Below are 13,106 nucleotides of genomic sequence, written 5' to 3'. Positions count from 1 at the left end.
AAAAACATAGATATGGATAGAATTATATTACATGTAGATATGGATGCATTTTTTGCGTCAGTTGAGATAAAAGATAATCCTTCATTAAAGGGAAAGCCAGTTATAGTTGGGGGTATAGGTGAAAGAGGTGTAGTTTCTACCTGTTCCTATGAAGCTAGAAAATATGGAGTTCATTCAGCTATGCCTGTTTTCTTAGCAAGAAAAAAATGCCCTATGGGAATTTTTTTACCTGTAAGATATTTTAGATATAAAGAAACCTCTGAGAGAATTTTTCGAATATTCAGGGAAGTAACACCAATAATTGAGCCTCTTTCAATAGATGAGGCCTTTTTAGATATTACAGATAGCAGATTTAAAACTGGAGAGAAAGCAGCATTATATATAAAAGAAAGAGTTAGGAGGGAGTTAGGACTTACATTATCAATTGGCATTTCTTATAATAAGTTTTTGGCAAAGCTAGCTTCTGATTGGAATAAGCCAAATGGTATTATGGTTATAACTAAAGCAATGATACCTGATATACTTATGCCGATTCCTATATCAAAAGTTTTTGGACTTGGTAAAAAATCAGTAGAAAGGCTAAATAATATGGGCGTTTTTACAGTAGAAGATCTATATGAGCTTCCTAAAGATTTTTTACAAGGTATTTTAGGGAAAATGGGACTTGTGGTATATGACAGGATTAGAGGTATAGATAACAGAGATGTTGAAACCTTTAGAGAAAGGAAGTCTGTTGGAAAAGAGAGGACTTTAAAGGAAAATACAATGGATAAAGATGAATTATTAATTTATATTAAAGAGTTTTCAAAGGAAGTAGGCTCTATTTTAGCATCTAAAAATATTTTAGGGAAGACAGTAACTTTAAAATATAAAACAGGTGATTTTGAAAGTCACACTAGGAGTAAGACCTTAAATTATTATATATCTACAGAAGAAGAGATATATGAAGTCGCTAAAGAAATGCTTATAGGAGAAGAAATTAATGAGGAACTTAGATTAATAGGGATTAGTATATCTTCCTTTAAAGAAACAAGGATAGAACAACTCAAATTATTTTAGAAAAATTATATTAATTTTTTAAAAGTATTATCTAAATAGGCAGTAGAAGAATATTAATATAGTAGATTACTAAAAAGGAGGGAGCTACTTAAATAAGACTGTTTTAGTACAGTTTTAAAAGTGGGTAATTATTAAATGAAAAAAGAGTTAACTCCAAGTGAAGTACTATTTAATATTGATCTAAATGAAGGAGAAGAAAATGTAAAATTTAATGATATTCCTAGTATAAATTTAGCATATCAAAAGGTTAGGAGAGCTATTGAAATTGAAGAAGAGGGGTATAATTTATATCTAATAGACTCTTTTTCAAAAGATAAGCTAAATAACCTAATTAAATTTATTGAGGATATTCACAAGGATTCAAATTCACCTAAAGATATTTGTTATGTAACTATAGATGATCCCAAAAAACCAGAGGCGATTTTTTTGAGTAATGGAAAAGGGAAAGAGCTTAAAGATGAAGTTGAGAATATTAAAAATAGCTATTATGAAGTAGTGATGGAGTTTTATAATACCTCCTCTGAATCAGAAAAAGATAATATAATAGAAGAAGTTCATAGTAAAAGAAGTAATTATATTGGTGAACTTGTAGATATGGCAAAGAATGAAGGGTTTGATGTAAAAGCAACTACTGGAGGTTTTGCTTTTTTACCTTTAAAAGAAGGTAAAGCTATGACTGAAAAAGAATATGATGTCTTAGCAAATGAATCAAAGGATTCAATAGTAAAAAAGGCTTCTAAACTCAGGAATAAAGCAGAATTAGTACTTGAAAAGCTAAAGGATATCGAGCTTACATCTATTAAAAAGTTAAAGGATATATACGCAGAATTTTTAGATGTTGAGTTAGAAGAAGAGAAGCAAGAATGTTTGTTAAAATTTATAACTGATGATGATGCCTATGAATATTTAGAAAAATTGTTCTTTAATATAGAAAAGAATTTAGTAGATTGTTATACAATTAATATAGATGAAGATGAAGCTAATATCAATGAAATATTAAATAAATATGATATCTCTGTCTTGGTAGATAACAGTAATTATAAAAAACCTAGAGTTATATTTGAGGAAGACCCAAGTATAGTAAATTTATTAGGTAATGTAGAATATGAAAATCATAATGGATTATATACAAGTGAACTTTCTTTAATAACACCAGGATCGGTTCTTTTAGCAAATGAAGGATGTATTATTTTAAGATTAAATCAATTAATAAGCAATGGTTATAGTTATTATTATCTAAAAAAGACTTTAATGTCAGGAAAAGTGAATATAGATTTATCTAAAAGTTATTTAGATATATTATCTATTAATGGATTAAAACCAAAGGCTATTCCTATAAAGGTTAAAGTGATTATAATTGGAGATTATGAAAGTTATGATGTCCTCTATGATGCTGATGAGGACTTTAGAAGGTTATTTCCTCTTAGAGTAGAGTTTTCTAATGTAATTAATTATAAAGATATAAAAGGTAAGTATTTAAAGAATTATATTATAGATAGGGGAAAGAAATATAATATAAATAATATAGATGATAATGGAATTAAAGAAATAATAAAATATTTATCTAGAATAGCTAATAGTAAAAAAAAGGTTAGTATAGAAGAAAGTGATATAGATAAAATATTAATATTGACGGAAAATGAAATAAAAAATCATGGAAGAAGAGAAGTTTTTGGTAAGGACATAATAAAGGTAGCATATGAGGAAGAACTAGTAGAAGAGCAGATAATGGATATGTATAAAGAAAAGAAAATATTAATTTCATTAAAGGGGAAAAAAGTCGGATCGATAAATGGATTAGCTGTTTTGAATTCAGGATATTATAGTTTTGGAAAACCTATGAAGGTTACATGTATTGCATGTAAAGGGGATGGAAAGCTAATAGATGTTCAAAAGGAAAGTAATTTATCAGGAAGTATACATGAAAAATCAATAAATATACTTTCAGGACTATTAAGTACTATCATAAACCCTTATGAAAAGTTACCTGTAGATTTTCATTTGAGCTTTGAACAAACTTATGGAAAAATTGATGGAGATAGTGCATCTGTTTCGGAATTCTTATGTTTATTATCAGCTTTAAGTAAATATGCTATCAGACAAAATATAGCAGTAACAGGGTCAATTAATCAATTTGGTGAAGTTCAACCTATAGGAGGAGTAAATGAAAAGATAGAAGGTTTCTATAAAACTTGTAAGCTTATGGGGGAATGGGGAGACAAAGGTGTTTTAATTCCTTCATTAAATAAAGAAGAGGTGATTTTAAAACCAGAGGTAGAAGAGGCTATATTAAAGGGAGAATTCCATATCTATACTATGGATGATTTAGAGGATGCAATAGAGATTATGATGCTAGATAAAAGTCATGATTTGGAGGGATTTTACAAAGATATTTCCAAGGAAATAGATAAATATAGAGTAAAATAAAATTAAAGAAAAATATAAAGCGAGGCAAGTGAATTTTTCAACAAGCTTCGCTTTATATTTTTTTGATGTTCCAATAAATGTAATAAAATTCATAATATTGTTGACTATCACTTAACAACTGTGTTAAAATATGGAAAAAGGGCTTACGAGGAGGTGAATTACTCTAAGGGGGATCTCTAGGGTAACATAATATGTATCTAAAGTTTGAGAAGAATGAAGATAAACTCATTGCAAATCTAGTTGGAGAGCTAGATCATCATAGTGCTGAAGAGGTTAGAGTTAAGATTGATGATAGAATTGACAGAGACAATATCCAAAAATTAATCTTAAATTTTTCAGGAGTAACATTTATGGATAGTTCAGGAATTGGGGTTGTAGTTGGAAGATATAAAAAGATATCGTCAAAAGGTGGTGCACTTTGTGTAACTAATGTTACTAATGGTGTTAATAGAGTATTTGAGTTGTCAGGATTATTCAAAATTATAGATAGCTATAGTAATGTGACAGAAGCACTAAAGTGCATTTAATGGAGGGGTTTTTCATGTATGATAATAAGATAAAAATTGAATTTGAAAGTAAGTCCCAAAATGAGGGCTTCGCAAGGGTTGCAATAGCAGCTTTTGTCTCTCAACTAGATCCAACAATAGAAGAGATAACAGATGTGAAAACAGCAGTATCAGAAGCTGTTACAAATTCAATCATTCATGGCTATGAAGGAAAAGAAGACGAAAGGGTTTTAATAGAAGCTGAGCTATTAAAAAATGAAGTTACTATAACTGTAATCGATTATGGAAAAGGTATAGAGGATTTAGAAAAAGCAAAAGAGCCATTATATACATCAAGGCCAGATCTTGAAAGATCAGGTATGGGTTTTACGGTTATGGAAACTTTCATGGATAGTATGATAGTTGAAAGCAAAAAGGGAGAAGGTACAAGGGTAGTATTAAAGAAGAAATTTAGTACAGTAAGTTAGGTGGAAAGGTATGGAGAAAGGGAATTTTAAAAGAGAGGAATTTAATTATGAAGATAACACAGAGTTACTTCCTCTAGCAAAAGATGGTAATGAGGTAGCTATGAATAGATTGATAGAAATGAACCTTCCTCTTGTATCCTCATTAAGTAAGAAATTCTTAAATAGAGGATATGATTATGAAGATATATTTCAAATAGGTTGTATAGGCCTTGTTAAAGCTATAAAGAATTTTGATTCAGCTTTTAATGTAAAATTTTCTACTTATGCTGTTCCTATGATTATGGGTGAAATTAAGAGATTTCTTAGGGATGATGGAATGATTAAGGTAAGTAGAAATGTAAAAAGCTTGGCTAGAAAGATTCATTTTGATAAGGAAGAGTTAACTAAAAAATTAGATAGAGATCCAACTATAGATGAACTATCAAATTATTCGGGAATAGATAAGGAAGACATAGTCTTTGCTGTAGAATCATCATCCAGTTTGCAATATCTTTATGATACAATTCATCAAGAGGATGGAGCGCCTGTGCTTTTAATAGATAAGCTTAGTCAAGATGGAACTGATGATAGCGAAATGGTAGATAAAATTGCTTTAAAGGAAGCTTTAAGAAGTTTAGATGAAAAGGCTAGGCAGATTATTGTTCTTAGATATTTTAAGGATAAAACTCAGGTACAAGTAGCTAAGATGCTGGGAATAAGTCAAGTTCAGGTTTCTAGGATTGAGAAAAAAGTTTTACTTGTAATGAGGGAGAAGTTACAGGAATAGTATCTAACTTAGGAGCATAGACATATGGTGAATTTATATATGTTTAATATTTAATGAAAATTAAGTATTTAAAGAATTATAATAAAAAAACTCCAACCATTAAATTATTAGTGGTGGAGTTTTTTTACTAATGCAAGATTTTTAGCTTTTTAATATTTAAACTTATTTATATTCTTCTTCAAGTTTTCAGCTAAATGAGCCATTTCATTTACTGAATTAGAAAATTCAGATAAAGAAGCAGTTTGTTCTTCAACAGAAGCTGCCATTTCTTCAGTAGAAGCAGCATTTCCTTCTGCAATAGAAGAAAGGTTTTGAATTATTTCATTAATATCATCACTTTGGTTTTTCATAAATTTACTTGTGTTATTTAGGTTTTCCAAAGAACTACTTGACTTTTCTATGTTTTCAGAAATACCAGTAAATTTATCGGAAGTTTTGTTAAGGCAAGCATGTTCATTGCTTATAATTTCAGTGATTTTATTCATAGTTTCAACTGCATTTTCAGTTCTATAAATTAAGTTTGTTATAGTTTCATCAATTTCTTTTGTAAATTTATTCGATTCTTCGGCTAAGTTTCTAATTTCTTCGGCAACTACAGCAAATCCTTTCCCATCTTCTCCAGCTCTTGCAGCTTCAATGGCAGCATTTAAAGCAAGAAGGTTAGTTTGCTCTGATATATCCTTAATCATTTGACTAGCTTGTTTGATCTCAGCTGCTTTATTATTAGTATCGATTATTATTTCATGAATATTATGAATAGAATTGTTACTCTGGGTATTTTCGTTTTTAAGAAGAGATAACATATCCATACCTTCAGTTTTATAAGTTTCAACTTTTTTCATTATGTTGTTTAAGGCAGCCATATTAGAATTATTCTTATCTATGCATGCACTAAGATTAGAAACTTTATTAACACCATCTTCTGTATTTTTTGCTTGTTTACTTGCACTGTCAGCTATTTGAACTACAACATTTGAAATTTCATTTGCTGTAAAATTAACTTGTTCTATATTATCAATTAATTCTTTTGAATGATTAGTAACATTAGAAGCTAGATTATTAGCAGTTGACATAAAACTTCTTAAATTTTCAACTATTATATTAAGGGCTTTACCTATGTCTCCGATTTCATCTTTTAAGCTTAAAACATTACTAGGTACATTTTTGGAAACATCAAGGTTTTGTATGTTTTTAGAGAAGTTAACTATGGATTTTAAATTTTTAGTAAGTTTTTTGCTAATTAAAACAATAGCAATTTCTGTGATTATTAAAGATGCTATAGATAGTACAATAAAAAGTATTTTTAAATTATTTAAGCTATCATTAACTATTTTTGATGCTGAGTTTGTAGAAATACCAATTTCATAGGCTCCAATAACATTTCCAGAGGAATCAGTTATGCATCTATATTCTGTTTTATAGTTGTAACCAAGTACATTTGTTTCACCGGTATATTCTTTACCAACAGATAGTCTTTTATATGCTTCAGAAGAAGTATCGAGGACTGTATCTATAGCTCTTTTTCCAGTGTCATGACGAATGCTTGTTGAAATCCTTACAAAGTCGTTACCACTTTTTAAATATATAGAAGCGATATCATTAAAATCGTTTGATACCATATCTACTACAGTATTGGTGCCTTTAATATCTACATCCTTATCATCTACTAAGATACCATCTGTAAGTTTCAATCTACCATATACAAGTTTTATATAAGATAAAAAAGCGTTATAGTTATTTGAAAGCCTTTCTTCAACTTGACTATCAGAAAGCGTTTTCATGTGAGCGCTGCTTCTATAATAAGATGCTAAACATAGAGTGCATATAATTACTGCAAAAATAATAGTAAAGAATATAGTAAATTTTTGTTTTAAACTTTTCATTAATATATCCTCCTTTAAAATTAATGATATATAAATTATAAACTTTTTGGTAAAAGATTCCTATGAAAATACTATAGAAAATGATTGGATGATTTTACAAAAGTTATGTAATGAAATTGAGAAATGCAATTTTTTAACTAAAAAAAGATGCTGACTAAAATATAGTACAGCATCTTTTTATTAATTAATTAAAAGAACAGTAACATCTTTTCGCCCAAAGGCAATACAGTCTGCTTCGCTATTCATAAATAAATCTATTCTCATTCCATGAATGTCTCCACCAGTATCAGCAGCTATAGCATAGCCATATCCAGAAACATAAACCGTACTGCCTAAAGGAATGATACTTGGGTCAACAGCTACAGTACTTAATCCATTTGGATTTCTAACAGGAATCGTTCCTGTTGCAGTTGATGTATTAGCAGTGTAAGCTGTAGCTTCCATAGTATAACTCTGTCTATAGGAGCTTGGACTACCACTAAAGCCAGAATTACTGTTTGGACTTGGTGTTAATTTCTTCATTTTTTCTTCAGCTTTAGCAATGGAAGCTTTTGCTTCATCCTTTACAGAAGGAGTAGAAACTTGATCTAGGAATCCTTTTAAAAAGATAGCAGCATAGCTCAAGGCACTATAATCAGAAGAATCAGAATTAATAATTTCAATATATTTTGCAATAAATTGCGCTTCATTCTTACGAATTGCGTCCTTTAAATTAGCCTTTTCTTGCGCAAGCTTGGCCTTAGTTTCTGAAAGAGAATCTTCTTTTGATTTAACTTCCTCTAATTTCTTTTTATTTTCTTCAGTTAGAGCTACAAGATTTTCTTTTTGTTTAGTAATAGAATCCATAGCCTTATTTTGTTCATTAACTTTTTCACGAATTCCTTCTATTAACTTTTTATCTTGATTAATGATTATTCTACAAGAGTTAACTTTATTAAAGAAATCAGTTAAGCTTTTTGACTTGAAAATAAAAGATAAATAGTTAAATTCAGAATAGCTACCGCTTTTATACATTTCTCTTAATCTTTCATCAAGTATTTCTTCATTCTTTTTTATATCTTCATTTAAAGAATTTATTTTCTCTTGGGTATTGTCAATTTCTTTTTGAGTTGTTTTTATAGAATTTTCATTATTAGATACAGTTTCTTTTAATTCAGCTACTTCTTTTTGTGTTTTTGCAAGATCAGTATCTAATTGTTTTAACTTGTCAGAAACTACATTTAATTGAGCATTGTTAGCATCATTAGCAGTGAATGATGTAGCTTTAGCTGTAAATGGTATGTTAATTATTAAAAGCATAAATGCTAATATAATCGAAGTTATTTTTTTCATATGACCACCTTTATTGAAATGTATTAAAATTTAAAGAATAAAATTATTCTCTAATTGTAATAATAGCATAATACTTGGAAAAGGACAAAGCTTGGTTTAGCTCAACATAATTTAGAGAATGAGAATCTTTATTTTACAGATACTATTTATGTAGTATTTTAAGGAGAGTAATTTTAATGGTTAGAGAGAAAGAAGTAGAGAATAAATTTCAAACTTTAACTAAAGAAATAGAACCAAAGCCTAAAATTTTAAGAAATTGCTTTAGAGCTTTTTTTGTTGGTGGTTTAATTTGTGATCTAGGACAATTGATAATGAATTTTTTAAGTAGATATGATTTATCAAGTGGAGATATTTCTAATATAACTTCTATTATAATGATATTTTTAGGTGGATTATTAACAGGACTTGGTTTATATGCTAGGTTAGCTCAATATGCAGGAGCAGGTACTGTTGTTCCTATAACAGGTTTTGCTAATGCAGTAGTTGCTCCAGCTATAGAATTTAAGAAGGAAGGATTTGTCTTTGGAGTAGCAGCTAAGATGTTTACTATTGCAGGACCTGTACTAGTTTATGGTATCGGATCGTCAGTTATTATAGGAATAATATATTATGTAGTTAGTTTGTATGGATAGGAGTGAAGTAAGTGGGAGATGAATTTAATAAGAGAAGAGGACAACAAACTATAGAGTTAAAAGAACCTCCCAGAATAATATCCACATTTTCTATTGTTGGACCAAAGGAAGGAGAAGGACCTCTAAAACATTATTTCGATGAAGTTTTAAAAGATGATACCTGTGGAGAAGAGAGCTATGAAAAAGCAGAAAGCGAGATGATGTATAAAGCTATAGGGGAATCTATAAAAAAGGCAGGTCTAACCGAAAAGGATATTAATTATTTATTTTCGGGAGATTTATTAAATCAAATAATATCATCAACCTTTGCAGCAAGAAAGTTTAAGATACCTTTTTTCGGACTATATGGTGCTTGCTCAACTATGTCTGAATCCTTAAGCCTAGGAGCTTTACTAGTAGATGGAGGATTTGCTGATTATGTGGTAGCAGCAACTTCATCGCATTTTAGTTCAGCAGAAAGGCAATTTAGATTTCCTTTAAATTATGGAGCTCAAAGGAGTAAAACAGCTCAATGGACTGTGACAGGTGCTGGTGCTATGGTATTAGGGAGAAAAGGAGAATTTCCTAAAGTAAGATATATTACAACTGGTGTTGTTAAGGATTATGGTATTACTGATCCAAGTAATATGGGAGCAGCTATGGCTCCTGCAGCTGCACATACAATTTATAAGCATTTTAAAGATACAGGAAGAGAACCTAAGGATTATGATTTAATAGCAACAGGTGATTTGGGAAGAGTTGGAAAGAAAATAGCAAATGAATTATTACTTGAGTATGGTTATGATATAAAGGATAATCATATAGATTGTGGAGATATGATATTTAACGATGTAGTACAGAATACGGAATCAGGTGGAAGTGGCTGTGGATGTTCAGCTGTAGTTGCATCAGGATATCTTTATAAAAAGTTGATGACTAAGGAAGTAAAAAAGGTGTTGTTAGTTTCTACAGGAGCTCTAATGAGTACTACATCATCACTTCAAGGGGAGAGTATACCTGGAATAGCTCATGCAGTATCTATGGAATTTGATTAAGGAGATGATTTTTTGGATTTTTTAAAAGCTTTCTTTGTTGGAGGATTAATATGTGTTATAGGACAAATACTAATGGATACTACAAAATTAACACCGGGAAGAATATTAGTTGTTTTTGTAACTATAGGAGCTATTCTTGGAGCATTTGGAATTTATGATAAAATAATAGAATTTGCAGGAGCAGGGGCAACTATACCTCTGCCGGGCTTTGGAAATAGCCTAGCTAAGTCTGTTATAAAGGAAGTTCAGTTAACAGGTCTTATAGGTGCCTTTAGTGGTGGAATAAAAGGTGCTGCTGCAGGAATTACAGCATCTATTTTTTTTGGATATATTATGGCTGCTATATTTAATCCTAAAACAAAAAGATGATGTTATGTATTATATATTTTAGTTTTTTTCAGTTTAATTTGTTTTTTATAATAAAAATATGTTAGGATGGTAGAAAATATATTATAATAATATGGAGTAATTATCACAGAAATGGAGGAAGCATTTTGAATATTTATAGCAATAATTCTTGGAAGGCTATTGTTGAAATGCTTAAGAGTGATATATATAAGGGATTAAGTGAAGAAGAATGTGAGAAAGAAAGAAAAAATTCAGGGGATAACAGAGTTTTTGTTCCGTATAAAAATGGATTCATAGCATCTTTAAAAAACTTTTTCAGTATATATATTTTTTTAAGTGTAGCAATAATAGGAGTTTTATTTTATTATAGTGAATATGTTATGGGTAGCATATCCACCGCTATTATATTAATAAGTTTAATAATAAAAATTATTTATACAAAAAATAAAACGAACAAGATGAAATTTTTACAAAATTTAAATAATACAACTACTAAAGTGTTGCGTAACGGAATACCAAAGGAAGTAAAATCAGAAGAATTAGTAAAAGGTGATATAGTTTACTTTTCCAAGGGTTCATTAGTGCCAGCGGATATTAGAATAATTACGGCAAATGAAATTAAGGTTGATGAAAAGAATATTACAGGTGAAAATTTCTTGAAGGAGAAATTTGACAGTAAAATAGATGAGGCAATTTATTCTATAGCTGAAATGAAAAATATGCTATTTAAGGGATCTTCAATAGCTGAAGGTGAAGGAACAGGAATTGTAGTAGCAACTGGAAATTTAACAGAACTTGGAAAGATGTTTACTATGATAATGGATGCAAGTAAAAATAAGCATACTTTAGGTAAACGAGTAGAGAAAAAAGTAGGAAAAATAATGATTATACTTTCATTAGTGGCAATTGGGACATCAATAGGAAGTTATTATTTTCAACAAAACCTTTATGGGTTATGTTTATCATTATTTGCAATACAGGTAATGCCTTTAATAAGCATAGCTTTTTTATATGGAATTATTTTAAAGAAAGATTTACATAAAAAGGGCATAGATTTGGTTAATATGTCTACATTAGATATAATAAATGAAATAGAAATTCTTTTTATGGACAAGATAGGATCAGTTACAAAAGAGGAAATGATAGTAGATAAGTTATATGTTAATAATAAAATTTTTGAAAGCAAAGAGATTATATATAATAGAGAAGTTACTATTAAGAGATTAATTGAAACTATAGTTCTCTGTAATAATTCTACATATGATGCTGATCAAGATTTAGGAGAAGGAGAATTAAAGGAAGTAGCTTATTTAAAGTTTGCAAATGAAAAGATGGCATATAAATCTATGTTAGAGGCAAATCATAGAAGGGTATTTGAAATCCCTATGGATACTGATAAAAGAGTAATAACTACGATAAATAAAGTGAAACAAGGTTCAAGAGCAAATTGTCGTGGAAATGTAGATGCCATATTGGATAGATGTAGTTACATAATGATAGATGGTTTAGAAAAAGAGATTACTCCTGAAGATGTAGAAAGAATAAAAGCAATTGATTATAATTTTTCTTTAGAGGGATTAATTACACAAGGTATAGCATATAGAAGTTTTAGCTATACTCCATCTAGAGAAGAAAATATAGAAAATAATTTGGTTTTTGTAGGACTAGTTGCATTAGATAATCCTTTAAATGATGACATAGAAGAGGAAATATCAGAAATAAAAAATAGGGGAATAATACCTATAATGATTACTGATGATAATAAAATAGTAGCAACTTCATTAGGGAAAAAGGCAAAGCTTGTTTCATCAAATAACAAGGTTATTAGTGGAATAGAGATTTATTCTTTAGGAAATGAAGAATTAATCGATACAGTATCAAGAACTAGGGTTTTTTCTAGAGTTACGCCAGAACTTAAGGCTAGGATAATTGGATTATTTATAAAAGATAAATATAAAGTAGCAGCTAGCGGTGAAAGTTTAGGGGAATTGCCAACCATAAGTTTATCTAATTTAGGTATAGGTAAAGGAGATGCTCCTAAAATTATAAAAAATGCTGCAGATTTATTTATTAAAAATAATTACTTAAAAGGCTTTTTAAGTATATTTGATATTGCAAGGAAATTTAATGATGGACTAGCTAAGGTTCAAGCAGCGATTATAACCATGTTGTTTTCGGAAATAGTAATAATAAATACTCTTCCTTTAATAAACAACAATATACAAGTAAGTTATATTCCAATAATAATAATAAATGTAATTCTAGCTATACCTTTGTTTTTAACTTTAATTCATTCGCCAAGAGATGATGATAATAAGTTTATTTTGAGGAGCATTGTTTATAGTGTACTTGCTTTAGCAGCTATATATGATGCAAATAGCAGTTTTGAAATAGTATTAGTGGCTACTCTTGGAGCATTTTTACTTATCAATACTTTTATAAATGTTTCAATTCCTCTTAAGAGGGTGTCAGCTCAATTAGTATTATTTATAGTTAGTATATTAATATGGCTTATGTCAGTTGGTGGACTAATATTTTTATATGGATTAACTTTATCAATTTTTGCTATGGTGAAAATTGGTGTAATTATATTAATTAATTTGATTTATGAATTAATACTGAAAAGGTGTCAATGATTTAGGATGAGGTGAT

11 protein-coding genes are annotated in these 13,106 nt (G+C 29.2%); 9 read left to right on the top strand and 2 right to left on the bottom strand.

From position 1 onward, the window contains the following. Positions 1-12: 12 nt before the first annotated feature. The 5 genes from H9661_RS00485 (at position 13) to sigF (ending at position 5,225) form a co-directional block, all read left to right on the top strand. Entirely contained in the window at positions 13-1,059 is a 1,047-nt protein-coding gene (locus tag H9661_RS00485) for a DNA polymerase IV (protein WP_191767448.1), read from the top strand. A 135-nt stretch (positions 1,060-1,194) separates the two neighbouring features. After that, positions 1,195-3,486, top strand: coding sequence for an AAA family ATPase (locus H9661_RS00480; protein ID WP_143314712.1), 2,292 nt, complete (start codon positions 1,195-1,197; stop codon positions 3,484-3,486). Between the two features lie 191 nt (positions 3,487-3,677). Next, positions 3,678-4,013 carry an anti-sigma F factor antagonist gene (spoIIAA, locus tag H9661_RS00475; protein WP_143314711.1) on the top strand — a complete coding sequence of 112 codons (336 nt, stop codon included), beginning with the start codon at positions 3,678-3,680 and terminating at the stop codon, positions 4,011-4,013. 14 nt (positions 4,014-4,027) lie between these two features. Further along, the gene (gene spoIIAB, locus H9661_RS00470) at positions 4,028-4,459 is read left to right on the top strand and encodes an anti-sigma F factor (protein WP_143314710.1); all 432 of its coding nucleotides are present in this window, start codon (positions 4,028-4,030) and stop codon (positions 4,457-4,459) included. Positions 4,460-4,469: 10 nt separating this feature from the next. Next, a complete protein-coding gene (gene sigF, locus H9661_RS00465) occupies positions 4,470-5,225 on the top strand; it encodes an RNA polymerase sporulation sigma factor SigF (protein ID WP_143314709.1) in 756 nt (251 codons plus the stop codon). A 149-nt stretch (positions 5,226-5,374) separates the two neighbouring features. Here the strand turns inward: sigF and H9661_RS00460 are convergent, their stop codons facing one another. Next, the gene (locus H9661_RS00460; RefSeq protein WP_191767447.1) at positions 5,375-7,108 is read right to left on the bottom strand and encodes a methyl-accepting chemotaxis protein; all 1,734 of its coding nucleotides are present in this window, start codon (positions 7,106-7,108) and stop codon (positions 5,375-5,377) included. Positions 7,109-7,288: 180 nt separating this feature from the next. Beyond that, on the bottom strand, positions 7,289-8,440 hold the full coding sequence (locus tag H9661_RS00455) for a 3D domain-containing protein (RefSeq protein WP_243240306.1): 1,152 nt from the start codon (positions 8,438-8,440) through the stop codon (positions 7,289-7,291). 176 nt (positions 8,441-8,616) lie between these two features. On the opposite strand from H9661_RS00455, the gene spoVAC reads away from it, so the two are divergent. From spoVAC to H9661_RS00435, 4 genes are all read left to right on the top strand, one after another. After that, a complete protein-coding gene (gene spoVAC / locus H9661_RS00450; protein WP_143314707.1) occupies positions 8,617-9,072 on the top strand; it encodes a stage V sporulation protein AC in 456 nt (151 codons plus the stop codon). A gap of 11 nt (positions 9,073-9,083) precedes the next feature. After that, on the top strand, positions 9,084-10,106 hold the full coding sequence (gene spoVAD / locus H9661_RS00445) for a stage V sporulation protein AD (RefSeq protein WP_191767446.1): 1,023 nt from the start codon (positions 9,084-9,086) through the stop codon (positions 10,104-10,106). A gap of 12 nt (positions 10,107-10,118) precedes the next feature. Then, positions 10,119-10,475 carry a stage V sporulation protein AE gene (gene spoVAE, locus H9661_RS00440; protein ID WP_143314705.1) on the top strand — a complete coding sequence of 119 codons (357 nt, stop codon included), beginning with the start codon at positions 10,119-10,121 and terminating at the stop codon, positions 10,473-10,475. Between the two features lie 125 nt (positions 10,476-10,600). After that, a complete protein-coding gene (locus H9661_RS00435; protein WP_143314704.1) occupies positions 10,601-13,090 on the top strand; it encodes a P-type ATPase actuator domain-containing protein in 2,490 nt (829 codons plus the stop codon). Positions 13,091-13,106 lie beyond the last annotated feature (16 nt).

This window comes from Clostridium cibarium (assembly GCF_014836335.1).
Taxonomy (GTDB): Bacteria; Bacillota; Clostridia; order Clostridiales; family Clostridiaceae; genus Clostridium; species Clostridium cibarium.
This window is presented reverse-complemented; position numbering and strand designations above follow the sequence as displayed.

What these genes read in the sequence shown, in the direction of transcription:
- spoVAC (WP_143314707.1), top strand. Translation starts at nt 8,617, where the DNA reads ATGGTTAGAGAGAAAGAAGTAGAGAATAAATTTCAAACTTTAACTAAA.
- spoIIAB (WP_143314710.1), top strand. Translation starts at nt 4,028, where the DNA reads ATGTATGATAATAAGATAAAAATTGAATTTGAAAGTAAGTCCCAAAAT.
- sigF (WP_143314709.1), top strand. Translation starts at nt 4,470, where the DNA reads ATGGAGAAAGGGAATTTTAAAAGAGAGGAATTTAATTATGAAGATAAC.
- spoIIAA (WP_143314711.1), top strand. Translation starts at nt 3,678, where the DNA reads ATGTATCTAAAGTTTGAGAAGAATGAAGATAAACTCATTGCAAATCTA.
- H9661_RS00480 (WP_143314712.1), top strand. Translation starts at nt 1,195, where the DNA reads ATGAAAAAAGAGTTAACTCCAAGTGAAGTACTATTTAATATTGATCTA.
- H9661_RS00455 (WP_243240306.1), bottom strand. Translation starts at nt 8,440, where the DNA reads ATGAAAAAAATAACTTCGATTATATTAGCATTTATGCTTTTAATAATT.
- H9661_RS00460 (WP_191767447.1), bottom strand. Translation starts at nt 7,108, where the DNA reads ATGAAAAGTTTAAAACAAAAATTTACTATATTCTTTACTATTATTTTT.
- H9661_RS00485 (WP_191767448.1), top strand. Translation starts at nt 13, where the DNA reads ATGGATAGAATTATATTACATGTAGATATGGATGCATTTTTTGCGTCA.